Annotated in this window: 23 protein-coding genes; 17 read left to right on the top strand and 6 right to left on the bottom strand. The window is 56.2% G+C overall.

Annotated elements, in window-relative coordinates; all coding sequences use genetic code 11:
* Positions 1-24: 24 nt before the first annotated feature.
* Entirely contained in the window at positions 25-1,344 is a 1,320-nt protein-coding gene (locus tag ABRP31_RS25765) for a murein hydrolase activator EnvC (RefSeq protein WP_349973525.1), read from the bottom strand.
* A gap of 143 nt (positions 1,345-1,487) precedes the next feature.
* A complete protein-coding gene (gene gpmI / locus ABRP31_RS25760; RefSeq protein WP_349973527.1) occupies positions 1,488-3,020 on the bottom strand; it encodes a 2,3-bisphosphoglycerate-independent phosphoglycerate mutase in 1,533 nt (510 codons plus the stop codon).
* 206 nt (positions 3,021-3,226) lie between these two features.
* On the opposite strand from gpmI, the gene ABRP31_RS25755 reads away from it, so the two are divergent.
* From ABRP31_RS25755 to secB, 3 genes are read left to right on the top strand one after another with little or no spacing between them, the layout of a single operon-like run.
* Positions 3,227-3,640 carry a rhodanese-like domain-containing protein gene (locus ABRP31_RS25755; RefSeq protein ID WP_087265841.1) on the top strand — a complete coding sequence of 138 codons (414 nt, stop codon included), beginning with the start codon at positions 3,227-3,229 and terminating at the stop codon, positions 3,638-3,640.
* Position 3,641: 1 nt separating this feature from the next.
* Positions 3,642-3,890: a glutaredoxin 3 gene (grxC, locus tag ABRP31_RS25750; RefSeq protein ID WP_087265842.1), complete on the top strand. Its 249-nt coding sequence runs from the start codon at positions 3,642-3,644 to the stop codon at positions 3,888-3,890.
* Between the two features lie 48 nt (positions 3,891-3,938).
* Positions 3,939-4,427 (top strand): protein-export chaperone SecB, encoded by a 489-nt coding sequence (gene secB / locus ABRP31_RS25745; protein WP_027898930.1) that lies wholly within the window; start codon positions 3,939-3,941, stop codon positions 4,425-4,427.
* Positions 4,428-4,608: 181 nt separating this feature from the next.
* Here the strand turns inward: secB and trmL are convergent, their stop codons facing one another.
* Positions 4,609-5,064 (bottom strand): tRNA (uridine(34)/cytosine(34)/5-carboxymethylaminomethyluridine(34)-2'-O)-methyltransferase TrmL, encoded by a 456-nt coding sequence (gene trmL / locus ABRP31_RS25740; RefSeq protein WP_349973531.1) that lies wholly within the window; start codon positions 5,062-5,064, stop codon positions 4,609-4,611.
* On the opposite strand from trmL, the gene ABRP31_RS25735 reads away from it, so the two are divergent.
* The 8 genes from ABRP31_RS25735 (at position 5,063) to ABRP31_RS25700 (ending at position 11,743) form a co-directional block, all read left to right on the top strand.
* Positions 5,063-5,503, top strand: coding sequence for a hypothetical protein (locus ABRP31_RS25735; RefSeq protein WP_349973533.1), 441 nt, complete (start codon positions 5,063-5,065; stop codon positions 5,501-5,503). The genes trmL and ABRP31_RS25735 overlap by 2 nt on opposite strands.
* A gap of 142 nt (positions 5,504-5,645) precedes the next feature.
* Complete coding sequence (locus ABRP31_RS25730) at positions 5,646-5,816, top strand: hypothetical protein (RefSeq protein ID WP_349973535.1); 171 nt, start codon at positions 5,646-5,648, stop codon at positions 5,814-5,816.
* Between the two features lie 577 nt (positions 5,817-6,393).
* A complete protein-coding gene (locus tag ABRP31_RS25725) occupies positions 6,394-7,743 on the top strand; it encodes an OprD family porin (protein ID WP_349973536.1) in 1,350 nt (449 codons plus the stop codon).
* Positions 7,744-7,911: 168 nt separating this feature from the next.
* Positions 7,912-8,550: a peroxiredoxin gene (locus ABRP31_RS25720; RefSeq protein ID WP_349973539.1), complete on the top strand. Its 639-nt coding sequence runs from the start codon at positions 7,912-7,914 to the stop codon at positions 8,548-8,550.
* A gap of 336 nt (positions 8,551-8,886) precedes the next feature.
* Positions 8,887-9,852, top strand: a complete 966-nt coding sequence (locus ABRP31_RS25715) for a sulfonate ABC transporter substrate-binding protein (protein WP_349973540.1) — start codon at positions 8,887-8,889, stop codon at positions 9,850-9,852.
* A gap of 27 nt (positions 9,853-9,879) precedes the next feature.
* Complete coding sequence (gene ssuC / locus ABRP31_RS25710) at positions 9,880-10,677, top strand: aliphatic sulfonate ABC transporter permease SsuC (protein ID WP_087265859.1); 798 nt, start codon at positions 9,880-9,882, stop codon at positions 10,675-10,677.
* Complete coding sequence (gene ssuB, locus ABRP31_RS25705) at positions 10,674-11,489, top strand: aliphatic sulfonates ABC transporter ATP-binding protein (RefSeq protein ID WP_349973543.1); 816 nt, start codon at positions 10,674-10,676, stop codon at positions 11,487-11,489. Before ssuC ends, ssuB begins: the two co-directional genes overlap by 4 nt.
* Positions 11,490-11,527: 38 nt before the next feature.
* On the top strand, positions 11,528-11,743 hold the full coding sequence (locus ABRP31_RS25700) for a molybdopterin-binding protein (RefSeq protein ID WP_020291765.1): 216 nt from the start codon (positions 11,528-11,530) through the stop codon (positions 11,741-11,743).
* 178 nt (positions 11,744-11,921) lie between these two features.
* Here ABRP31_RS25700 and ABRP31_RS25695 read toward each other — a convergent pair whose 3' ends face one another.
* A complete protein-coding gene (locus tag ABRP31_RS25695; RefSeq protein WP_349972643.1) occupies positions 11,922-12,761 on the bottom strand; it encodes an alpha/beta hydrolase in 840 nt (279 codons plus the stop codon).
* A 284-nt stretch (positions 12,762-13,045) separates the two neighbouring features.
* On the opposite strand from ABRP31_RS25695, the gene ABRP31_RS25690 reads away from it, so the two are divergent.
* Positions 13,046-13,933 carry a LysR family transcriptional regulator gene (locus ABRP31_RS25690; protein ID WP_349972644.1) on the top strand — a complete coding sequence of 296 codons (888 nt, stop codon included), beginning with the start codon at positions 13,046-13,048 and terminating at the stop codon, positions 13,931-13,933.
* Positions 13,934-13,936: 3 nt separating this feature from the next.
* Here ABRP31_RS25690 and ABRP31_RS25685 read toward each other — a convergent pair whose 3' ends face one another.
* Together ABRP31_RS25685 and ABRP31_RS25680 are read right to left on the bottom strand one after the other, a co-directional pair.
* Entirely contained in the window at positions 13,937-14,581 is a 645-nt protein-coding gene (locus ABRP31_RS25685; protein ID WP_349972645.1) for a TetR/AcrR family transcriptional regulator, read from the bottom strand.
* A gap of 143 nt (positions 14,582-14,724) precedes the next feature.
* Positions 14,725-16,101 (bottom strand): glutamine synthetase family protein, encoded by a 1,377-nt coding sequence (locus ABRP31_RS25680; RefSeq protein WP_087265866.1) that lies wholly within the window; start codon positions 16,099-16,101, stop codon positions 14,725-14,727.
* A gap of 278 nt (positions 16,102-16,379) precedes the next feature.
* Here ABRP31_RS25680 and ABRP31_RS25675 point away from each other — a divergent pair, with 278 nt between their 5' ends.
* The 5 genes from ABRP31_RS25675 (at position 16,380) to ABRP31_RS25655 (ending at position 22,712) form a co-directional block, all read left to right on the top strand.
* Entirely contained in the window at positions 16,380-17,156 is a 777-nt protein-coding gene (locus ABRP31_RS25675) for a gamma-glutamyl-gamma-aminobutyrate hydrolase family protein (RefSeq protein ID WP_349972693.1), read from the top strand.
* A gap of 34 nt (positions 17,157-17,190) precedes the next feature.
* On the top strand, positions 17,191-18,549 hold the full coding sequence (locus ABRP31_RS25670) for a glutamine synthetase family protein (RefSeq protein WP_027900697.1): 1,359 nt from the start codon (positions 17,191-17,193) through the stop codon (positions 18,547-18,549).
* Positions 18,550-18,744: 195 nt separating this feature from the next.
* Entirely contained in the window at positions 18,745-20,109 is a 1,365-nt protein-coding gene (locus ABRP31_RS25665) for an aspartate aminotransferase family protein (protein ID WP_349972648.1), read from the top strand.
* A gap of 177 nt (positions 20,110-20,286) precedes the next feature.
* The gene (locus ABRP31_RS25660) at positions 20,287-21,384 is read left to right on the top strand and encodes a polyamine ABC transporter substrate-binding protein (protein WP_349972650.1); all 1,098 of its coding nucleotides are present in this window, start codon (positions 20,287-20,289) and stop codon (positions 21,382-21,384) included.
* Positions 21,385-21,617: 233 nt separating this feature from the next.
* The gene (locus ABRP31_RS25655; RefSeq protein WP_349972651.1) at positions 21,618-22,712 is read left to right on the top strand and encodes a polyamine ABC transporter substrate-binding protein; all 1,095 of its coding nucleotides are present in this window, start codon (positions 21,618-21,620) and stop codon (positions 22,710-22,712) included.
* Positions 22,713-22,714 lie beyond the last annotated feature (2 nt).

Genomic DNA, 22,714 nt, shown 5'->3' with positions numbered 1-22,714 from the left:
CGAACTCCTGAAAGTGGAACCGACTTATCCTTGAGTGCGGCACCATTGGGCCGGATCACTAGGGCGACCCTGCTGACGAATAGCGAAATACAACGCCGGTGTGTCCTGTCCACCACTGTTGCCTACAGTGGAGATGGCTTCACCGGCTTTAACAATGTCACCGGCTGCCTTGAGCAATGTCTGGTTGTGGCCGTACAGGCTCAAATAACCATTGCCATGGTCGAGAATGACCAGAAGCCCGGCGCCGCGCAACCAGTCCGCGAATACCACCCGACCGCCGTGCACGGCATGGACCTGGCTACCGGCCGATGCGCTGATCATCACGCCGTCCCAAGTGGAGCGGGCGTCATCACCGCGGGCTTCACCGAAGCGTGCCAGTAATCGACCATCAACCGGCCATGGAAGTTTGCCCTTGGCCGCAGAAAATGCTCCGCCGTATGAAGCGCCAGCGCTGGAAACCATCGCGCCAGGCGCTTTGGCCGGGCGTTTAGGTGCGTCATCACTGTCGGTTCTGCTGCTTTTACTGCTGCTACTGGCTTGCGCCTGAGCTTCGCGCTGGCGTTTTTCTTCAGCCTCACGCTCGGCCAACAACGCCTTCTGCCGTGCTTCTTCAGCCTCTTTGGCCTGGCGCGCCAGCGTTTCCTCGATCGTCTTCAGGACTTTGCCCAGTTCGGCCTGTTCCTGTTGCCGCGCCTGGAGCTTCTGGTCCCGCGACTTGTAGTCCTGATTGAGCTTGGCCAGCGCCGTCTGGCGTTCCTGACGAACTTTGTCGAGTTCTTCGTGCTGGGTTTCCAGCGAGCTTTTCTGCACCAGCAGTTGCGCCTGTTGCAGGTCGATGTCTTTTTCAACGCCCGCGAGCTGGCGCAGTGTTTCATTGAAGGCACGCAACTGGGTCAGGCGCGCCTGGCTCATGTAATCGTAGTAGGTCAGTGTGCGGGCGAATTTTTCCGGATGCTGTTGATTGAGCAGCAGCTTCAAGTATTCCTGCCGACCGCTTTGATACGCAGCCCGGGCCTGAATGGCGATCAGGCGTTGTTGCTCAACGCGTGCGCTCTGGAGTTTGCTTTTTTCCTGGTTGAGCCGATTGAGCTCGGCTTCGGTCTTTTTTAGTTCCTTTTGCAGGACCTCGACCTGCTTTTCCAGCTTACCCATTTCGGTTTCAGTACCGCGCAGGTCCTTCTGGACTCCGGCTTTCTCTTTTTGCAGGTCGCCCAGGGCTTTTTGCAGCTCGGCGACATCCTGACGCGCAGCGTCAATCTGTTTCTGGGTGAGCGCCCGCTGATCGTCGGCAAACGCCGGATTGAGCAGGCAGATCAAAGCAAGGGTGATCAAGGCGCGAAGCATGAGGGTGGGCGATACCGAGGAATTGTGAAAAAAAGTGTCAGGCTTAGTATGCCCGGCACACGCTGCAAAAAAAACGCCTCGCTTGAGGCCAGACAGATAAAAAACCGGCATGTGGCTAAGCGACATGCCGGTGTGTAGCGTTTTTACGCGTCAACGAGGATCGAATGGCCGGTCATTTCTTCCGGTTTTTCCAGCCCCATGAGTTTCAGCATGGTGGGTGCGACATCGGCCAGAACTCCACCCTCACGCACTTTGAGATTGCGTTTGCCTATATAGATGAAAGGCACCGGCTCAGAGGTGTGCGCGGTGTGCGCCTGGCCCGTGTGGTCATCGGTCATTTGCTCGACGTTGCCATGGTCAGCCGTGAGCAGCGCTTCGCCGCCGACTTTTTCCAGTGCATCAGTGATGCGCCCGACGCAGACGTCCAGGCATTCAACGGCCTTGACTGCCGCTTCCATGATGCCGCTGTGGCCGACCATGTCACCGTTGGCATAGTTGACGACAATCACGTCATAACGCTGGTTTTCGATGGCATCGACGATTTTATCGGTGACTTCCGGCGCGCTCATTTCTGGCTGCAGGTCATAAGTCGCGACTTTCGGCGACGGGATCAGAATGCGCTCTTCGCCCGGGAACTCTTCTTCGCGGCCACCCGAGAAGAAGAAGGTCACGTGAGCATATTTTTCGGTTTCAGCGATGCGCAGTTGGGTCTTGCCGTTGGCGGCCAGGTACTCACCCAGCACGTTTTTCAGGCTGCCAGCTGCAAAAGCGGACGGCGCAGGAATGCTCGCTGCGTATTGGGTCAACATCACGTAGTTGACCTTCGGCTGGCGGGCACGCTTGAAGTCCTTGAAATCGTCTTCGACGAATACACGGGTGATTTCCCGGGCGCGGTCGGCGCGGAAGTTCATGAACACCACGGCGTCGCCGTCTTCCACAGTGACCTTGTCACCAATGCTGGTGGCTTTGACGAATTCATCGTTTTCGCCGCGCTCGTAGGCGGCTTCGAGGCCAGCCGCGCTGCTGGCTGCGTTGAATTCCGACACACCATCAACAATCAGGTTGTAGGCCGCAGCGACACGGTCCCAACGGTTGTCGCGGTCCATGGCGAAGTAGCGCCCGATAATGCTGGCAATACGGCCTTTGCCCAGTCGGGCAAACGTGGAGTCCAGCAGTTCAAGGGATGCTTGAGCGCTGCGCGGTGGCGTATCGCGGCCGTCGAGGAATGCATGGAGATAGATTTTTTCGGCGCCACGCTGGGCGGCCAGTTCTGCCATGGCAACCAGATGATCCTGATGGCTGTGAACACCACCGTCCGAAAGCAGGCCGAGAATGTGCACGGCCTTGCCCGCACCAACAGCTTTATCTACTGCGCTACAGATAGTCGGGTTCTTGAAGAACTCGCCATCGCGAATGGCTTTGGTGACTCGAGTGAAGTCCTGATAAACCACGCGTCCGGCGCCCAGGTTCATGTGGCCGACTTCAGAGTTGCCCATCTGACCGTCCGGCAGGCCGACATCCATACCCGAACCCGAGATCAGGCCGTTGGGCATAGACTTGTAAAGGCGGTCCATGACCGGCATTTTGGCTGCCAGAATGGCGTTGCCCTCATGGCTCTCGCTGTGTCCGAAGCCGTCCAGAATGATCAGGACCAAAGGTTTTGGCGTGGTAGTCATAGAACCCACTCGTGGCTAAAAAAGTAAGTTGGAAAACAGACCGGCATTTTAGGGGCTGTTGATCTGCAATTGCGAGCCGCGATACCGGAGTTATCGGTTCGGGCACGATGTCATGCGGGCTTGATCGACCTCATTGTCTGACGGGCTTTGGCCGACCTTGGCTGCTGTGTATACTGGCCGACATTTTAACGCCCTGGAACCTACTGATGCTTCAGCACCTGCTTGCTTTTGCTACCAACCACTATTTGATCACTGGCGCTTTCATCATTTTGCTGGGGATGCTGATCGCCTACGAATTGAGCAAGGGCGGTCGCAGCCTGAGCACAGGTGAGCTGACCGCGCTGGTCAACAAGGATCAGGCCGTGGTCATCGACATCCGTTCCACCAAGGATTACGCCGCTGGCCACATCGTAGGTGCTCTGAACTTCCCGAATGACAAGGTTCTGACCCGCACCAGCGAGCTGGAAAAATACAAGGCCAAGACTCTGATCATCGTAGACGCCATGGGCCAGCAGGCTGGTTCCGTCGCTCGCGAACTGCTCAAGTCGGGCTTTACGGCCGCCAAACTGTCCGGCGGTGTATCCACCTGGCGCGCAGACAACCTGCCTTTGGTGAAGTGATATGGCTGAAGTCATCGTCTATTCCAGCGATTATTGCCCTTACTGCACCCGCGCCAAGCAATTGTTGCAGAACAAGCATGTGTCTTTCGAAGAGATCAGAGTCGATGGCAAGCCGCAAGTTCGCGCCGAAATGGTGAAAAAGTCCGGCCGTACCTCCGTTCCGCAGATATGGATCGGCTCGACTCATGTGGGCGGCTGCGACGATCTTTTCGCTCTTGAGCGCGCCGGCAAGCTTGATGAGCTGCTCTGAGCCAGACTCCAACCCCCTTCCAGAACTTAAACGTTAAAAGGACCCGAGATGACCGATCAACCGACCAACGGCACCGCTACCAACGAAGAAGACGCACCGCAATTCTCGCTGCAGCGCATCTATGTTCGCGACCTGTCGTTCGAAGCGCCAAAAAGCCCTGCGATCTTTCGTCAGGAATGGACCCCGACTGTCAGCCTCGATCTGAACACTCGTCAGAAGCCGCTGGAAGGTGATTTCTACGAAGTGGTTCTGACCTTGTCGGTTACCGTTAACAACGGTGACGAAGTGGCTTTCATCGTTGAAGTCCAGCAAGCCGGTATCTTCCTGATCAAGGGCCTGGATCAAGGTTCGATGAGCCATACGCTGGGTGCTTTCTGCCCGAACATCCTGTTCCCGTATGCTCGCGAAACCATCGACAGCCTGGTAGTCCGTGGTTCGTTCCCGGCGCTGATGTTGTCTCCGGTCAACTTCGACGCCCTGTACGCGCAAGAGCTGCAACGCATGCAGGCTGCTGGCGAGACACCTACTGTTCAGTAAGTGTTATCGCGGCAACAAAAAAGCGCCCTTTGAGGCGCTTTTTTGTGGGTGTTGGGTGATGAGGCTTCTATGGGCCTGGGCGTTGTCTCTGTATCTGTAGGAGCTGCCGAAGGCTGCGATGGCGGTATGTCAGGATAAACGCTTCGCAGCCTTCGGCAGCTCCTACGAAAGCTACGCGTCGTCAGGCAAATCCCAACTGCCGCCAGCCTTCATACACTGCCACAGCAACGGTGTTGGACAGGTTAAGGCTTCGGCAACCCTCGCGCATCGGCAAGCGCAGGCGCTGATCGCCGGGAAGGGCGTCGAGTATGTCAGCAGGCAGGCCGCGACTTTCCGGGCCGAACAGGAAGGCGTCACCCTCCTGGAAACTGGCGTCGTGGAAGGGGCGTGAGCCTTTTGTGGTAAAAGCAAACAGCCGCGGATGACCGATGCTTTCCAGGCAACTGGACAGGTCGGGATGTGTCTGCAGCGTGGCGAACTCGTGATAATCGAGCCCGGCACGGCGCAGGCGCTTGTCATCCAGCTCGAAGCCCAATGGCTCGATCAAATGCAGGGTGCTGCCCGTATTGGCGCACAGCCTGATGACATTGCCGGTATTCGGCGGAATTTCTGGTTGAAAAAGGATGACGTGAAACATGCACGGCTCCGAACTGAAGGACGACGAGCATTCTACCCTCGAAGAGGATCCGCGGCCGAAGCTATGGCCAAAGGTTTTGGGTTCGATGGTGATCGTTGGTATGTCTGTAGGGATGATGATCGGGCGTTTGACTGCGCCTGACCCACTGGAACTTCTACAAATCGAAGAACGGCCTACAGGGATTGCCTTGTGGTTCAACCGTGAGCCAGACGTTGTGCCCGAGCATGAGAACGGGATGTTCGCCATGCGTTTTACGGCTGCAGGTCAGCCATGGAGAGGGCAACTTAAGGTTAACGGGAAGGATGTACGCTGGAAGCTGGAGCGGGACAAGAGGGATTTGCTGCTGACTCTACTGGCGGCCCGCCCACTTCACGGCGACTTGCACAGTGAAGAGCTGGACGGGCGCTGGAGACTGGAGGTCAGTCTCCGAGAGGAATAAAAGAGGGGAATCCCCGGCCTGCCTGTACCAAGGTCCCCAAAACTGGTGATACGTAACCTATTGCAGGCGTCGTGCCAGTTTCTGATATTTCTTCTAACAAAAAGCCCCGTCAGCGATGACGTTCCCGCCAGAGCCCCGTCCCATGGGCTTCCAACGTGTTTCATTCATTTATCAAATTTGTGTTCAGCTCTCATTCAAACTGACGGGCGCGAGTTTTGCTGGACTTGGAAACCGCTTCGTTATGGTGCATTGCCTGCTGCTGGTGCACGTTTTTAATGATTCCCTGATGGGGCACGACGACAACGATTTTTAAGTTTTGTTCGCGGCCTTCCTCGTCAAGCGCTCTCAAAAACCGCTGAAATTGTCCGACAGAAGGTACTGAAACGATCGTTTCAAACTTTTTTCAGGATAAATTTCAGGTGCCTACACCCGAGTGATGACAATTGTAACAATTGCCCCTGTACCCTGTGCGCCTCAATGAATGCGGGGCCTTGAGTGTTTTTTTGGATGTTTCGGGTGGACTGATTCCGATGAGCAGATGGTCTGCTTTTTGCTGTCCGGTGTACCAGTCAGAATGATCTGACGAATGGCAGTGAAATATTATTTAGGAATTAGTGAAACAGCTCGATACACTCAAGGACGGAAGGATCCGACAAGGTGTGTGACATATAACCGACAGGTCTTAAAAGCTTAGTAATAATTCTTTTTGGATTTGTTAAATGTTCACTACCCTGCGACCACCGATTCATCGGTGGGTCATTGGTCTTGAGGCGCTGGTTAACCATTGGCTTCGGTCGGGTTTAGCGCTAACCGTAAATTTTTGGGTCAGAACGCCCGAAGGGCCTCGGCACCAGAAATTATAAAAAATTAAGATTCACGAGGAGCGATTCATGAAGAAGTCCACTCTGGCCCTGGCTGTAGCCTTCGGCGTTATGGCTCAGCAGGCTGGTGCAGCAGGTTTTCTGGAAGACAGCAAAGCGTCGATCAGCTCGCGTACGTTGTATTTCAACAACGATCAGCGTGAAGGTAATGTTGACCGCAACGAAGAAACCGCAACTGGCCTGAAATTCGACTATCTGTCTGGTTTCACTCAAGGCACTGTTGGTTTCGGTCTTGACGTTCAGGCGCTGGTCGGCATTCACCTCGATGGTGGCCGCGGTCACCGCGCAAGTGCGTTGAACGGTGGTGTTACCCCTAGCGACACCGATGGTTCTGCTGTTGATGAGTGGTCTCGCCTGGGCGCTAACGCCAAGGCTCGCTTCTCCAAGACTGAACTGCGTCTCGGCAATGCTTTGGCACCTAACCTGCCAATCCTCGTTTCCAACGACGGTCGTTTGCTGCCAGCTGCATTCCAGGGCGGTATCGTTTCCTCCAAAGAGATCGACAACGTTACTTTGACTGCCGGTCAGTTGACTGAATCGATCGGTCGCGCCTCAAGCAACTGGTCTGAGCTGTCCGTCGCCGGTGGTACCGAGGGTAGCAACCAGTTCCGTTTCGCTGGTGGTGACTGGAAAGTTACTAAAGACCTGACCTTGCAGTACTACTACGCCAATCTGGAAGACTACTACAAGCAGCACTTCCTGGGCTTGGTACACGTATTCCCGATCGCTGAAGACCAATCGTTCAAGACTGACCTGCGCTACTTCAACAGCAGCAAAGACGGTAAGAATGGTGATGCTGGTTACGTCTTCAACAACAACGGCGGCTACGCCAAGAACGCCAACGAAGTTGACAACCAGACCTGGTCCGCCATGTTCACCTACACCTTGGGTGGCAACGCATTCCTGCTCGGCCATCAACAAGTTGGCGATGACGGCGGCATGGTTTTCCTGAACCAGGGTAACGTTCTCAAAGACGGTACTACTTCTAACGAAGGCAACGGCGGTTCTAGCGTCTATCTCTTCACTGACGCCATGATCAGCAACTTCACCCGTGCTGGTACAAATTCTACCTTCGGTCAGTACTCGTATGACTTCGCCCGCGCTGGTATTCCTGGCCTGAAGGCTTCGATCGCTTACATCCACGCAGAAGACATCAAAGGCACAGGGCCAACTCTTGGTCGTGAATTCTCCGAGTGGGAACGTGACGTGCGAGTTGACTACGTGATCCAGAGCGGTCCGTTGAAAGGCTTTGGCACCACTGTTCGTCACGGCTCTTACCGTGGTGATGCAGACCTGGCTGGTTCTACCAACACCGACCAAACTCGTGTGATCTTCAACTACACCTACGCTTTCAAATAAGCCTGGTCAGTTGAAAAAGAACCCCGCCCAGTGCGGGGTTCTTTTTGCCTGAAATTTGATATCTCCAAACGCTATATTCAAAGCGTTATCTATTCTTTTTAATTTCTAGTGAAGGGGCGCAAAGTGGCTTCAATGAATTAGCAAACATCACAACAAGGAGCCACATCCATGAGCTTGCGACTTGGCGATATCGCCCCTGATTTTGAACAGGACTCCAGTGAAGGTCGTATCCGGTTTCACGAATGGCTGGGTAACAGCTGGGGCGTGTTGTTTTCCCACCCCGCTGATTTCACCCCGGTCTGCACCACTGAATTGGGCTTCACCGCCAAGCTCAAGGACGAGTTTGTCAAGCGCGGCGTGAAAGCTATTGCGCTCTCAGTGGACCCGGTCGATTCTCACGTGAAATGGATTGACGATATCAACGAAACCCAGAATACCCGGGTCAACTTTCCGATCCTGGCCGACGCCGACCGCAAAGTGTCCGAGCTATACGACCTGATCCACCCGAACGCCAGTGAAACCCTGACCGTGCGCTCTTTGTTCGTGATCGATCCGAACAAGAAAGTACGTCTGACCATCACCTATCCAGCCAGTACCGGGCGTAACTTCAACGAGATCTTGCGGGTCATCGACTCTTTGCAACTGACCGATAACTACAAAGTCGCAACGCCCGCCAACTGGGTGGACGGTGATGAGGTAGTGATCGTGCCTTCGCTCAAGGATGAAGACGAGATCAAGCAACGCTTTCCTAAAGGCTACAGAGCCGTCAAACCGTACCTGCGTTTGACGCCACAGCCTAATCGCTGAATCACCCTTCCACGACAGATGGGTTTGCTTGGGCCGATTAGTCGGCCCTTTTTTATGCCTGAAGTTCGACGTTCTGTAGGAGCTGCCGAAGGCTGCGATTGCAGTGTTTCAGGAAAAACGCCATCGCAGCCTTCGGCAGCTCCTGCAGATAATTCGACAACTCGTCACATATGCATTTAAAGAATAACCAAATGAAAAAATAAGATTTATAGATATAAAAAATCACTGATATGGTCGCTGCATTCCGATCCGATTGATCGGGTCAATGAACCCCTCACACCTTACTCGTCCGCCAACGGTCCAGCAGGTGCCACTGAATTAGCAAAGGAGCGCGCCATGCGCACAGCTATTTTGCGTCAAGGTTTGGTCGCTCTGTTTGCCGCAGCGATCGCCTTCGGCGCTGTAACCCAGGCCCAGGCCGAAACCCTGCGTATTGGTTATCAGAAATACGGCACGCTGGTGCTGCTCAAAGCCAAAGGCACGCTGGAGAAGCGTCTGGCCGAGCAAGGCGTGCAAGTGCAATGGACCGAGTTCCCCGGTGGCCCGCAGCTGCTTGAAGGTTTGAACGTTGGCTCCATTGATTTTGGTGTGACCGGCGAAACGCCGCCTGTGTTTGCCCAGGCCGCGGGTGCTGATCTGGTCTACGTCGCTTACGAGCCGCCAGCGCCGACCAGTGAAGCGATTCTGGTACCCAAGGATTCGCCCATCACTTCCGTCAAAGAACTCAAAGGCAAGAAAGTCGTCCTCAACAAAGGCTCCAACGTGCATTACCTGTTGGTTAAAGCCCTTGAAGACGCGGGCCTGAAATACACCGATATTCAGACCGTGTTCCTGCCGCCAGCCGATGCCCGCGCCGCATTCGAGCGTGGCAGCGTTGATGCCTGGGTTATCTGGGACCCGTACCAGTCAGCTGCCGAGCAGCAACTGCAAGCGAAAACCCTGCGCGACGGCACCGGGATTGTGGATAACCACCAGTTCTATCTGGCGACCAAGCCCTATGCTCAGAAAAATCCAAAAGTCGTTCAGGCACTGATTGAAGAGGTCCGCGCGGTAGGGGAGTGGTCCAAGAGCCACCCTGAAGAGGTGACTAAACAGGTCGCTCCGTTGCTGGGTCTGCCTGCGGATATCACCCTGACTTCGGTCAAACGCCAAGGCTACGGAGCGCTGTTCCTGACGCCGCAGGTGGTCGCCTCGCAGCAAAAAATCGCTGACACGTTTTATCAGCTCAAGTTGATTCCCAAGCCGCTGAACATCGCGGATGTGGTCTGGACGCCGCCCGCCGCAGTCGCGAAAGCGCCGTAATCAGCCGGACCATGAGGAGACAACTCCATGAGCACTAATGCTTCGCAACGAACAATCCAGCGCCTCGCGCCTTGGGCTCTGCCGATCCTGCTGCTGGCTATCTGGCAGCTATCGGTCAGCGCTGGCTGGCTGTCGACCCGCATTTTGCCGGCGCCGAGCGCAGTGATTGAGGCGGGCGTCAATCTGGTTTCCAGTGGTGAAATCTGGACCCACCTGGCAATCAGCGGCTGGCGTGCAGGCCTCGGTTTCGCCATCGGTGGCGGCATCGGTCTTACACTGGGCTTCATTACCGGCCTGTCGAAATGGGGCGAGCGCCTGCTGGACAGCTCGGTACAGATGATTCGTAACATCCCGCATCTGGCCCTTATTCCGCTGGTGATCCTGTGGTTCGGCATCGACGAAACCGCAAAGATTTTTCTGGTCGCGCTGGGCACCTTGTTCCCGATTTATCTGAATACCTATCACGGCATTCGCAACATTGATCCGGCGCTGGTCGAGATGTCCCGCAGCTATGGTCTGTCCGGCTTCGGTCTATTCCGGCATGTGATTCTGCCGGGGGCGATGCCTTCGATTCTCGTCGGTGTGCGTTTCGCGCTGGGCTTTATGTGGTTAACGCTGATCGTCGCGGAAACGATTTCTGCCAGCTCCGGTATTGGTTACTTGGCAATGAATGCCCGGGAGTTTCTGCAAACCGACGTCGTAGTACTGGCCATCGTGCTGTACGCAATATTGGGCAAGCTGGCCGATCTGGCCGCGCGTGGTCTGGAGCGTGTTTGCCTGCGCTGGCACCCGGCCTATCAAGTGACTAAAGGCGGTGCCGCATGAGCAGCTTGAAACAGCAACAGCCCGCGCACCTGCTGCGTGGTATTCCTCTGGCGGTGCAACAGCTGAAGAAAGCCTTCGGCAGCCGTGAAGTGTTGAAGAACATCGACCTGCACATTCCGGCCGGGCAGTTCGTTGCCGTGGTCGGTCGCAGCGGCTGTGGCAAAAGTACGCTGCTGCGCTTGCTCGCAGGCCTGGACAAGCCTACCGCCGGGCAACTGCTTGCCGGTTCAGGAAAGCTGGCAGATGCCCGCGAAGACACCCGGTTAATGTTCCAGGAAGCACGTCTGCTGCCGTGGAAAAAGATCATCGATAACGTCGGCCTTGGTCTCAGCGGTGACTGGCGCGCAAAAGCGCTGGAAGCTCTGGAGGCGGTCGGCCTGGCCGAACGTGCCGAGGAATGGCCAGCAGCATTATCCGGTGGTCAAAAGCAGCGTGTGGCTTTGGCTCGCGCGTTGATTCACCAGCCACGCCTGCTGTTGCTCGATGAGCCTCTGGGCGCGCTGGATGCCTTGACTCGCATCGAGATGCAGCAACTGATTGAAAACCTCTGGCGCAAACATGGTTTCACCGTGTTGTTGGTGACCCATGACGTCAGCGAGGCGGTTGCCATTGCGGACCGCGTGATTCTTATCGAAGAAGGGCGCATTGGCCTGGACTTGCTGGTTGATCTACCACGGCCACGTGCCCGCGGCTCGCATCGTCTGGCCAATCTGGAAGCGCAAGTGCTCGAACGAGTGCTGTCTCTGCCTGGCTCGCCGCCTGAACCTGATCCCGTTTCACCGCTGCCCACGCAACTGCGTTGGGCCAATTAACCGACCGTTAGTAACCCATCCCACACAGGAAGATCATCATGACTATTAAAGCCATCAACGTTCGTAACCAATTCAAAGGCACCATCAAGGAAATCGTCGAAGGCGACGTGCTGTCGGAAATCGACGTACAGACTGCTTCGGGTATCGTGACTTCGGTGATCACCACTCGCTCGGTAAAAGAGCTGGAGCTGGTGGTTGGCAGTGAAGTGATCGCGTTCGTGAAGTCCACCGAGGTTTCCATCGCCAAGCTGTAACCGATGGGCAAAAAACAACCCCGGACGGTGATGACCCTCCGGGGTTTTTTGCGTTCGGGTCCATGTTGGCTGTAGAAGCGCACGAGCAGCGCGCGAGGCCGCGATGGCAGTTCGTCTGACCCAGCGCCATCGCGGCCTCGCGCTGCTCGTGCGCTCCTACAGGGAGGTCGTGTTTGAATCATTTATGGCTGTGGATAAACGCACTGGCCTTCTCGGCAAACGCCAGTGGCTGATCTTCCATCAGAAAATGACCTGCGTTGTCGATGAGCTGCAATATCGAGCCAGGAATGTCGCCGTGCAAACGATGGGCATAACTTGATGGTTGCCATTCATCTTCAGCGCCCCAGAGGATCTGCACCGGAATATTCAGCTTGGGCAGACATTGCGAGAAGTCTTCGGTATAGCGCGAGTCGTAATGCGCGACCTGATTCTTGTAAAAGCCTTGCTGGCCGATCAGGCCGGTGATCGGCGCCAGGTAAGCTTCAAGCACCTCGCCCTCCATAATGCTTTTGTTGAAAACCGCCATGCGCAATTGCCGGATCATTAATTGCCGATGTTCGTCTGCGTTCATGACCGCGTGTTCGGCGTAATGCGTGCGGATGTGTTGCCAGCTTGCAGAGGGCCACGAGTCATAGCTGACGATATCGGTGATGGTCAGGGACCGGAAACGTCGCGGTGCATCGATCGCCAGCCGTAGCGCGACGCCTCCGCCTATGTCATGGGCAATCATATGCGTCTGCTCTAGCCCCCAGTGGTCCAGCAACTGCTCCAGCAGGATCCGTTGGGCCGCAACCGACGCGTCCTGGTCTTGCGGAAACTCCGATGCGCCGAAACCCAGCAGGTCGAACACATGCACTTTCAGCCCGGCGTCCACCAGCGCGGGTACGACGTTGCGCCAGATGATCGAGTGCGCAGGCGTGCCGTGCAGCAGGACAACCGGCAGCCCTTCGCCGTGACAGCCAGTGGCGATGCGTCGCCCGTCGATGATCACGTGTTGATTGAGCAAGGGATTGTTCATGAGCGTGGTCTCCGAAAACGTTGATGACGTGATGAGCGTATCGAAGGGGTGTTCATGACGCCAATGACAACTTATGCTGCTGAAATTCGATTTTTGTCATGCTTGATATTTTGCACTCGGACCGGGATCAAGCTTCCAATTCACAGTGGTCGCATTCCTCTGTGGGAGCCGGGCTTGCCCGCGATGAGGGCAACCTGATTTCTCTGCCACGCCGCGTCGCCTGCATCGCGAGCAAGCTCTGCTCCCACAAAAGTCCGTCTTCCTCAGGTAGCCACGAAGAGCTCATGAACCAACGCCTACCCATCGACGTCCTCCGGGCGCTGCGCAGTATTGTCGAACTGGGCAGTGTCACCCGCGCGGCTGAAAGCCTGAACCTCACGCAATCAGCGGTCAGCTGGAAGATCAAACGGCTGGAGAAGCAGCTCGGGCGAGATCTGATCCGTCGTGAAGGACAGCGTCTGGTTGCGACCAGCGACGGTGCCGAGCTGCTGATTCATGCCCGGCGCATCCTCAACTCCCACGACGAAGCGCTGGCCTTATTCGCGCCGTCCACCCTTGAGGGCACCGTGAGGTTAGGCGTAACTGAACAGGCGTCCCTCACACAACTCGCGCCGATACTGGCGAAGTTCTCCAGGCAGCACGGCAATGTCGATGTTCGTGTGGTGGTCGAACAGAGTCAGGCGCTGCGCGATTCCTTGGTCAACGGCACGCTTGATCTGGCCCTGCATCAGGACTTTGCTCACGGGGTGAGCGCTGAAGATCATCTGTTGTGGAGCGAACGGCTGAACTGGTGCGGGCCTGCCGGTTGGGAATACAACCCTGATGCTACGGTTGCTCTGGTCACCTACGGGGCGGGATGTTTCTACGGCAATCTGGCACAGGATCGTCTACAAGCGTCGGGTATTCGCTGCAAAGCGGCGGTGCAGTGCCCATCGACTGATGGCGTGCTGTCGGCCATATCGGCGGGCTTGGGTGTCGGGTTGGTGACAGCGAGCAATGTCGACAATCGCGTCGAGATTATTCGTGCCTTTGAACACAGTATGCCGCTGCCGGAAGTCGTTAACGTTTTGCGCTATAGCCAGCGCAAGCACGATCCAGTGCTGCAGGCATTGCAGCAGACGCTCGCTCAGACGCTAACGCGTGTCAGGGAAGAGTTGCCCGTTCCGGCCTGAGGACTACTTCGTCAGAGGCCTCTCTCTTTTCGGCAGATAGGGCGGTAAATACAGCCCCACGTAAGCATCAAATACCCGCATCCCTTCTTCGGCCATGCGCGGAGTGATTTCATCATGCAGCTGCATGGAGCGTGCGTAAACCCGATCGCCCAGTTCCATGGCCAGTGCGAATACGTCTACATCGCTCGGTAATACCGGCAGCGCGAAGTGTCGCTCAAAGACTTCCAGCATCAAGTGCCCCAGCTCGATGTCGTGCTGACGATCTGCCTGGGTAATTTCAGTCAAACCGTGCTGGGCCAAAATCAACTGGCGCGCAGCGGCGTCAGCGTTGTAGATATCCAGCATGCGTTGCTCGACCAGGCGGGACAGATCACGCCAGGTAACGAGCGAGTCGTGTTCGATGGGCGCTTGCAGGCTGGCGCGAAACGTTGCGTGGATGTCGGCGGTGAGTGCTTCGAGCAAGGCGGGGACGCTGGCGAAGAAGTGGTACACGGACGACGGCGGAATTTGCGCGCGTTCAGCCACGCTATAGATCGACAGACTCGCCACGCCCTCAGCAGCCAGCAACTCGCGTGCGGCGTCGAGTATAGAATCGATTCGGGCCTGACTGGCTGCGCGGGGTTTGCGGGGAGTGGCGGGGCGGGTCATGTGGCGTTCTCGTGGGCGGGGCTGCGGGGATTGTAATCCAGAAGCGGTCAGCAGGAGCCTGGTTCTGTGGGAGCGGTGCGTGAAACAAAAAAACGCCGCACAACCTTTCGGCCTGCGGCGTTTTTCATACTTCACACCATTATTTAAACGGTATGCAGGTACCAGTTGTACTCAAGGTCGGAGATGGAGTGTTCGAACTCCTCCAGCTCGCTTTCCTTACAGGCGACGAAGATATCGATGTATTTAGGATCGATGTACTTGGCCATCACTTCGCTGTCGTCCAGCTCGCGCAATGCGTCGCGCAGGTTGTTCGGCAGGCTTTGTTCATTCTGCTCGTACGAGTTGCCCGAAACCGGCGCGCCAGGTTCGATCTTGTTGGTCAGGCCGTGATGCACGCCCGCCAGGACCGAAGCCATCAACAGATAAGGGTTGGCATCGGCCCCCGCAACCCGGTGCTCGATACGCACCGCGTCGGCTGAGCCGGTCGGTACGCGTACGGCTACGGTACGGTTGTCCAGGCCCCAGCTCGGGGAGTTAGGCACATAGAACTGAGCACCAAACCGGCGATACGAATTGACGTTCGGGCAAAGGAACGCCATCTGCGCCGGTAGGGTCTCGAGCACACCGCCGATGGCATGACGTAACGCGGCGTTCTGCTCGGGATCCTCGCTGGTGAAGATATTCTTGCCATCGCGATCCAGGATCGAGATGTGTACATGCAAACCGTTGCCTGCCTGGCCCGGGTAAGGCTTGGCCATGAAGGTGGTGTCCATCTCATGGTCGTAGGCGATGTTCTTGATCAGGCGCTTGAGCAATACCGCGTAGTCACACGCTTTGATCGCGTCGGCGACGTGGTGCAGATTGACTTCAAACTGGGCCGGAGCACTTTCCTTGACAATGGCGTCAGCGGGAATCCCTTGCTCCTTGGCACCTTCCAGAATGTCCTGGAGGCAGTCGACGTATTCGTCGAGGTCGTCGATCAGGTAGACCTGTGTCGAATGCGGGCGTTTGCCGGAAATCGGAGAGCGGGGTGGTTGCGGACGGCCGTTCACGTTCTCTTGGTCGATCAGGTAGAACTCCAGCTCGAAAGCGGCGCAAATCGTCAGGCCCATTTCGTCAAATTTGGTTACAACCTGGCGCAATACTTCGCGTGGGTCAGCGAAAAACGGGTCGCCTTCCAGTTCGTGCATGGTCATCAACAGTTGCGCGGTAGGGCGCTTTTGCCAAGGCTCGTTGCACAGGGTATCGGGGATTGGATAGCAGATTCGGTCAGCATCACCGATGTCCAGACCCAGGCCGGTGCTTTCTACCGTCGAGCCATTGATATCCAGGGCAAATAAAGAGGCAGGCAGGTTGATGCCCTTCTCGTAAACCTTATGGAGGCTGGTGCGTTCAATGCGCTTGCCGCGCACCACACCATTCATATCTGCAATCAGAAGGTCAACGTACAGAACCTCAGGATGTTCCTTAAGGAACGCGTTCGCTTCGTTAAGCTGAACGGCACGCGGGGGTACCGACATGATGCAACACCTTTGTTGTTAAAAATATCAATCATCGAGCTTTACGGGTTTCAGTCAATCCGAAAGCCATGATGAAGTCAATAGAGCCTTCCCTTGCCCTGAAAGGGCGCAAAAAGGCCGTTTTTGCCGCAATTCAGGGCAAGTATTTAACAGCGGAAGGCTACGGATTGCGGGGCTTTCGTGGACCCTGTTCGATTTTTACGAGGCTGTTGTGGAAAAAAACGAACAAGGCTAAGCTCGATTGCAACCCAGACCAGCAACAACAATACGGGGGTCCCATGTCACGCCTGCCCTTGATCGGCGTTACCGCCTGCACCAAGCAGATCGGTCATCATGCTTATCATGTCTCTGGCGACAAATATCTCCGTGCGGTAGCAGTGGCTGCCAAAGGCATGCCGTTGATTCTGCCGTCACTTGGACCCTTGCTTGACCCCGCCGATATTCTTGCAAGTCTCGATGGACTGCTGTTTACCGGTTCGCCTTCCAATGTCGAACCCTACCACTATAGTGGCCCAGCCAGCGCGCCGGGTACTGCTCATGATCCCGAACGCGACCGCACCACCTTACCGCTTATTCGTGCTGCCGTGGCAGCCGGTGTTCCGGTTTTAGGTATTTGCCGCGGTTTTCAGGAGATGAATGTAGCGTTTGGCGGCAGCCTGCATCAGCGCGTCCATGAAACAGAAGGTTTCATGGATCATCGCGAACCGGAGAATGAGCCGGTTGAAGTGCAGTATGCGCCGAGTCATCCGATGCGCGTCCAGCCGGGCGGTGTGTTGGACGGTCTGGGGCTGGCGAGTGAAATTCGTGTTAATTCCATCCACGGGCAAGGTATCGAGCGTCTGGCGCCGGGCCTGCGCGTGGAGGCCGTTGCGCCTGATGGCTTGATCGAAGCCGTCTCGGTGCAGGGCAGTCCGGGCTTCGCGCTTGGGGTGCAATGGCATCCCGAGTGGCAAGTTACTGCAAACCCTGATTACCTAGTCATCTTCCAGGCATTTGGCGATGCCTGCCGTAAACGAGCACTACAACGCGACGCCGATGCGTCAAATAACGCCTGATTCGCGATCAGGACTCTGACCACCTGAGGTATTTATGAGTACCAACCTCGACCAGCTCACCGATTGGTTGAAAGAACACAAGATCACCGAAGTCGAATGCATGATTGCCGACTTGACCGGGATCACTCGCGGCAAGATTTCCCCCACCAACAAATTCATTGCCGAAAAGGGCATGCGCTTGCCGGAGAGCGTATTGCTGCAAACGGTGACCGGTGACTACGTCGAAGACGACATCTATTACGAATTGCTGGACCCGGCAGACATCGACATGTTCTGCCGCCCGGATGCCAATGCGGTTTATGTAGTGCCTTGGGCCATCGAGCCCACCGCGCAGGTCATCCATGACACCTACGACAAGCAGGGCAACCCGATTGAGCTGTCGCCGCGCAATGTCTTGAAGAAAGTCCTCAAGCTCTACGCTGATCAGGGCTGGCAGCCCATTGTCGCGCCGGAGATGGAATTTTACCTGACCAAGCGCAGCGACGACCCCGATTACCCGTTGCAGCCGCCAGTCGGGCGCTCCGGGCGTCCTGAGACGGGGCGTCAGTCTTTCTCCATCGAAGCGGCCAACGAGTTTGATCCGCTGTTCGAAGACGTCTACGACTGGTGCGAACTGCAGAACCTCGACCTCGACACGCTGATCCACGAGGACGGCACGGCGCAGATGGAAATCAACTTCCGTCACGGTGATGCCTTGTCGCTGGCTGACCAGATTCTGGTGTTCAAGCGCACCATGCGTGAAGCTGCGCTCAAGCATGATGTTGCAGCGACTTTCATGGCCAAGCCGATGACGGGCGAGCCAGGCAGCGCCATGCATTTGCACCAGAGCATCATCGACATCAAGACTGGCAAGAACATCTTCTCCAACGAAGACGGGACCATGAGCGAGCTGTTCCTGCAGCATATCGGTGGCCTGCAGAAGTTGATCCCCGAGTTGTTGCCGCTGTTCGCGCCGAACGTCAACTCGTTCCGCCGCTTCCTGCCGGATACCTCGGCACCGGTAAACGTCGAGTGGGGCGAAGAAAACCGTACGGTCGGCCTGCGTGTTCCGGATGCTGGTCCGCAGAATCGCCGTGTGGAGAACCGCTTGCCCGGTGCCGACGCCAACCCTTATCTGGCGATTGCCGCGAGCCTGCTGTGCGGTTTCATTGGCATGGTTGAACACATCAACCCGAGTGCGCCGGTGGTTGGCCGTGGTTACGAGCGACGGAACCTGCGTCTGCCGCTGACCATTGAAGATGCGTTGGAGCGCATGGAAAACAGCAAGACCGTCGAGAAATACCTGGGCGAGAAATTCATCAAGGGCTACGTCGCGGTCAAACGTGCCGAGCATGAAAATTTCAAACGCGTGATCAGTTCGTGGGAGCGTGAGTTTTTGCTGTTTGCTGTTTGACGGTAGGCGCTGTAGTGCTGCTGTGAATGCGGTGCCCCTGTGGGAGCTGAGCTTGCTCGCGATAAGGCTGGACGCGATCCAAAGTGAACCGCGTCCAGCCTTATCGCGGGCAAGCCCAGCTCCCACATAAAAAACCGCATTTCAGCTTGAATGCATTTTTAAGCACCACGAGCTAAAAGCATATGGAGTTGTGTAATGAGTTCCAAGAACCCGCAAACCCGCGAATGGCAGGCCTTGAGCAGTGAGCATCACTTGGCCCCGTTCAGCGATTACAAGCAACTCAAGGAAGTCGGACCACGGATCATCACCCGCTCCAGCGGTGTTTATCTGTGGGACAGCGAGGGCAACAAGATCCTCGATGGCATGTCCGGCCTTTGGTGCGTTGCCATCGGTTATGGCCGTGAAGAACTGGCGGATGCTGCCGCCAAACAAATGCGCGAGTTGCCGTACTACAACCTGTTCTTTATGACCGCCCACCCGCCCGTGCTGGAGCTGGCCAAAGTCATCTCCGAGATCGCCCCTGAAGGCATGAACCACGTGTTCTTCACCGGTTCTGGTTCAGAAGGCAACGACACCATGCTGCGTATGGTTCGTCACTACTGGGCGATCAAGGGCCAGCCGAACAAGAAAACCATCATCAGCCGGGTCAACGGTTATCACGGCTCAACGGTCGCAGGTGCAAGCCTTGGTGGCATGACCTACATGCACGAGCAGGGCGACTTGCCTATTCCGGGCATCGTGCACATCCCACAGCCATACTGGTTCGGCGAAGGCGGCGACATGACGCCGGACGAGTTCGGTGTCTGGGCTGCCGAGCAGTTGGAGAAGAAGATTCTCGAACTGGGCGTGGACAACGTCGGTGCTTTTATTGCCGAGCCGATTCAGGGCGCGGGCGGCGTTATCGTGCCGCCTGAAAGCTACTGGCCGAAGATCAAAGAGATCCTCGACAAGTACGACATTCTTTTCGTAGCGGATGAAGTGATCTGTGGTTTTGGCCGTACGGGTGAGTGGTTTGGTAGCGACTTTTACGGCCTCAAGCCGGACATGATGACCATCGCCAAAGGCCTGACCTCGGGTTACATCCCCATGGGCGGTTTGATTGTGCGTGACGAAGTGGTGGCCGTGCTCAACGAAGGCGGCGACTTCAACCACGGCTTTACCTACTCCGGGCATCCGGTCGCGGCGGCCGTGGCGCTGGAGAACATTCGTATCCTGCGCGAAGAAAAGATCGTCGAACGCGTCAATGCGGAAACGGCACCATACTTGCAAAAGCGTCTGCGTGAACTGAGCGATCATCCGCTGGTGGGCGAAGTCCGCGGTGTCGGCATGCTGGGCGCCATTGAGCTGGTCAAGAACAAGGCAACCCGCGAGCGTTACACCGGCAAAGGGGCGGGCATGATTTGTCGAACCTTCTGCTTCAACAATGGCCTGATTATGCGGGCTGTAGGCGACACCATGATCATCGCGCCACCGTTGGTGATCAGCTTTGCGGAAATTGATGAGCTGGTCGAGAAAGCACGCAAGTGCCTGGATCTGACCTTGGCTGAGTTGCAAGGCTAGACCTGTGGGAGCGGTGCTTGCCCGCGATAAGGGCGATGCGGTCTAAAGTGAACCGAGTGCACCTTATCGCGGGTAAGCACCGCTCCCACAGGGATCATCGTGGACTTGAAACACCGGTCAGGAACTTGCCAGACTAATGGCTAGAAGCCGCCACCTAATAACACTGGAGCTGTACACATGAAGAAATTTGGCAAGACCCTCCTCGCTTTGTCCCTCATGGGTGTCGTGGCCGCCTCTGCGCAGGCCGATGACAAAGTGCTGCACGTGTACAACTGGTCCGATTACATCGCCAAGGACACCATCTCCAAATTCGAAAAAGAGTCGGGCATCAAAGTCGTCTACGACGTGTTCGACAGCAACGAAACCCTCGAAGCCAAACTGCTTGCCGGTAAGTCCGGTTACGACATCGTCGTGCCGTCGAACAACTTTCTGGCTAAACAGATCAAAGCCGGGGTTTACCAGCCACTGGACAAGTCCAAGCTGACTAACTACAAAAACCTGAACACCAATCTGCTCAAAGCCGTGTCGGTCAGCGACCCGGACAACAAGCACGCCTTCCCGTACATGTGGGGCTCGATTGGTATCGGGATCAACCCGGACAAAGTCAAAGCCGCACTGGGGGCCGATGCACCGGTCAATTCCTGGGACCTGCTGTTCAAGCCAGAGAACGCCGCCAAGCTGAAATCCTGTGGCATCAGCTTCCTGGATTCACCAACCGAAATGCTGCCGATTGCCCTGCATTACCTGGGTTATCCAACCGACAGCCAGGACAAGAAGCAACTGGCTGAAGCCGAAGCGCTGTTCCTGAAAATCCGCCCTTCGATTGGCTACTTCCACTCTTCGAAGTACATCTCCGACCTGGCTAACGGCAACATCTGCGTAGCTGTGGGCTATTCGGGTGACATCTATCAGGCCAAGTCCCGTGCCGAAGAAGCCGGTGGCAAGGTGAAGGTCAGCTACAACATTCCGAAAGAAGGTGCTGGCAGCTTCTACGACATGGTGGCAATCCCTAAAGACGCGGAAAACGTCGACGGTGCCTACAAGTTCATGAACTTCCTGATGCAGCCGGAAATCATGGCCGAGATCACCAACGAAGTACGCTTCCCGAACGGTAACTCGGCGGCAACTGCCTTGGTTGATAAAGACATCACCAGCGACCCGGGCGTCTACCCGCCTGCTGAGGTGCTGGCCAAGCTTTACGCAATCGCTGACTTGCCAGCCGCCACGCAGCGGATCATGACCCGCAGCTGGACCAAGATTAAGTCGGGTAAATAATCCCGATTGACGGAAAACCTGTAGGAGCTGCCGAAGGCTGCGATAGCGGTGTGTCAGAGACATCACATCGCAGCCTTCGGCAGCTCCTACAGGTAAATCCTGGGCAATGTCATATAAAGTTTTTTTGCGATACGCGGTCAACAACGGTAAGTTGCGCCCCCGGATTTTTCCGACCTGATCTGCTCAACTTCCCGACACGGGCACCAGACCCCACCTCAAAAAGGATTGTTCACGTGTCTATTTCTTTATTTGCCAAATCCATGCTCGCCGCCGCCACGCTCACTGCTACCGTCGCAGCGCACGCGGCACCCACCGTGCATATTTATAACTGGTCCGATTACATCGGCAAAACCACCCTCGAAGACTTCGAAAAAACCACCGGCATCAAGCCGATGTACGACGTATTCGACTCCAATGAAACCCTGGAAGCCAAGTTGCTGGCGGGCCGTACCGGCTATGACGTCGTGGTGCCGTCCAACCACTTCCTTGGCAAACAGATCAAAGCGGGCGCGTTCCAGAAGCTCGATAAGAGCCAGTTGCCGAACTACAAGAATCTCGACCCGGCGCTGCTCAAGCGTCTGGAGAAAAACGATCCGGGTAACCAGTACGCTGTGCCGTATCTGTGGGGCACCAACGGCATCGGTTACAACGTCGAGAAAGTCAAAGCGGTGTTGGGCGTCGACAAGATTGATTCCTGGTCGGTGCTGTTCGAACCTGAAAACATCAAAAAGCTGCAGAGCTGTGGCGTAGCCATGCTCGACTCTGCCGATGAAATGCTCCCGGCAATGCTCAATTACCTGGGCCTGAATCCCAACAGCACGAACGAGGCCGACTACAAAAAGGCCGAAGCCAAGCTTATGGAGATTCGTCCTTACGTGACCTATTTCCACTCCTCGAAATACATCACCGATCTGGCCAACGGCGACATCTGCGTGGCGGCGGGCTTCTCGGGTGACGTGTTCCAGGCCAAGGCCCGGGCAGAGGAAGCAGGCAAAGGCGTGAACATCGCCTACAGCATCCCGAAAGAGGGCGGCAACCTGTGGTTCGACATGCTGGCAATACCGGCAGACTCGAAAAACACCAAGCAGGCTCACGCGTTCATCAACTACATGCTTGAGCCTAAAGTTATTGCGCAAGTCAGTGACGAAGTGGGTTACGCCAATCCGAACCCGGCGTCCGACGAGTTCATGGACAAAGAGATTCGCGCGGACGAGGCGGTTTACCCATCCAAGGAAGTGCAGGAACGCCTGTACGTCAACTCCGAGCTGCCGCCGAAGATTCAGCGCGTGATGACGCGCAGCTGGACTCGAATCAAGTCCGGTAAATAAAG

This window comes from Pseudomonas caspiana, from assembly GCF_040224095.2.
In the GTDB taxonomy this organism is placed as follows: Bacteria; Pseudomonadota; Gammaproteobacteria; order Pseudomonadales; family Pseudomonadaceae; genus Aquipseudomonas; species Aquipseudomonas caspiana.
This window is presented reverse-complemented; position numbering and strand designations above follow the sequence as displayed.

What these genes read in the sequence shown, in the direction of transcription:
- ABRP31_RS25730 (WP_349973535.1), top strand. Translation starts at nt 5,646, where the DNA reads ATGGGCTTCCAACGTGTTTCATTCATTTATCAAATTTGTGTTCAGCTC.
- ABRP31_RS25690 (WP_349972644.1), top strand. Translation starts at nt 13,046, where the DNA reads ATGAACCAACGCCTACCCATCGACGTCCTCCGGGCGCTGCGCAGTATT.
- grxC (WP_087265842.1), top strand. Translation starts at nt 3,642, where the DNA reads ATGGCTGAAGTCATCGTCTATTCCAGCGATTATTGCCCTTACTGCACC.
- ABRP31_RS25720 (WP_349973539.1), top strand. Translation starts at nt 7,912, where the DNA reads ATGAGCTTGCGACTTGGCGATATCGCCCCTGATTTTGAACAGGACTCC.
- ssuB (WP_349973543.1), top strand. Translation starts at nt 10,674, where the DNA reads ATGAGCAGCTTGAAACAGCAACAGCCCGCGCACCTGCTGCGTGGTATT.
- ABRP31_RS25755 (WP_087265841.1), top strand. Translation starts at nt 3,227, where the DNA reads ATGCTTCAGCACCTGCTTGCTTTTGCTACCAACCACTATTTGATCACT.
- trmL (WP_349973531.1), bottom strand. Translation starts at nt 5,064, where the DNA reads ATGTTTCACGTCATCCTTTTTCAACCAGAAATTCCGCCGAATACCGGC.
- ABRP31_RS25725 (WP_349973536.1), top strand. Translation starts at nt 6,394, where the DNA reads ATGAAGAAGTCCACTCTGGCCCTGGCTGTAGCCTTCGGCGTTATGGCT.
- ABRP31_RS25735 (WP_349973533.1), top strand. Translation starts at nt 5,063, where the DNA reads ATGCACGGCTCCGAACTGAAGGACGACGAGCATTCTACCCTCGAAGAG.
- gpmI (WP_349973527.1), bottom strand. Translation starts at nt 3,020, where the DNA reads ATGACTACCACGCCAAAACCTTTGGTCCTGATCATTCTGGACGGCTTC.
- ABRP31_RS25665 (WP_349972648.1), top strand. Translation starts at nt 18,745, where the DNA reads ATGAGTTCCAAGAACCCGCAAACCCGCGAATGGCAGGCCTTGAGCAGT.
- ABRP31_RS25680 (WP_087265866.1), bottom strand. Translation starts at nt 16,101, where the DNA reads ATGTCGGTACCCCCGCGTGCCGTTCAGCTTAACGAAGCGAACGCGTTC.
- ABRP31_RS25765 (WP_349973525.1), bottom strand. Translation starts at nt 1,344, where the DNA reads ATGCTTCGCGCCTTGATCACCCTTGCTTTGATCTGCCTGCTCAATCCG.
- ABRP31_RS25695 (WP_349972643.1), bottom strand. Translation starts at nt 12,761, where the DNA reads ATGAACAATCCCTTGCTCAATCAACACGTGATCATCGACGGGCGACGC.
- ssuC (WP_087265859.1), top strand. Translation starts at nt 9,880, where the DNA reads ATGAGCACTAATGCTTCGCAACGAACAATCCAGCGCCTCGCGCCTTGG.
- ABRP31_RS25715 (WP_349973540.1), top strand. Translation starts at nt 8,887, where the DNA reads ATGCGCACAGCTATTTTGCGTCAAGGTTTGGTCGCTCTGTTTGCCGCA.
- ABRP31_RS25670 (WP_027900697.1), top strand. Translation starts at nt 17,191, where the DNA reads ATGAGTACCAACCTCGACCAGCTCACCGATTGGTTGAAAGAACACAAG.
- ABRP31_RS25675 (WP_349972693.1), top strand. Translation starts at nt 16,380, where the DNA reads ATGTCACGCCTGCCCTTGATCGGCGTTACCGCCTGCACCAAGCAGATC.
- ABRP31_RS25660 (WP_349972650.1), top strand. Translation starts at nt 20,287, where the DNA reads ATGAAGAAATTTGGCAAGACCCTCCTCGCTTTGTCCCTCATGGGTGTC.
- secB (WP_027898930.1), top strand. Translation starts at nt 3,939, where the DNA reads ATGACCGATCAACCGACCAACGGCACCGCTACCAACGAAGAAGACGCA.
- ABRP31_RS25685 (WP_349972645.1), bottom strand. Translation starts at nt 14,581, where the DNA reads ATGACCCGCCCCGCCACTCCCCGCAAACCCCGCGCAGCCAGTCAGGCC.
- ABRP31_RS25700 (WP_020291765.1), top strand. Translation starts at nt 11,528, where the DNA reads ATGACTATTAAAGCCATCAACGTTCGTAACCAATTCAAAGGCACCATC.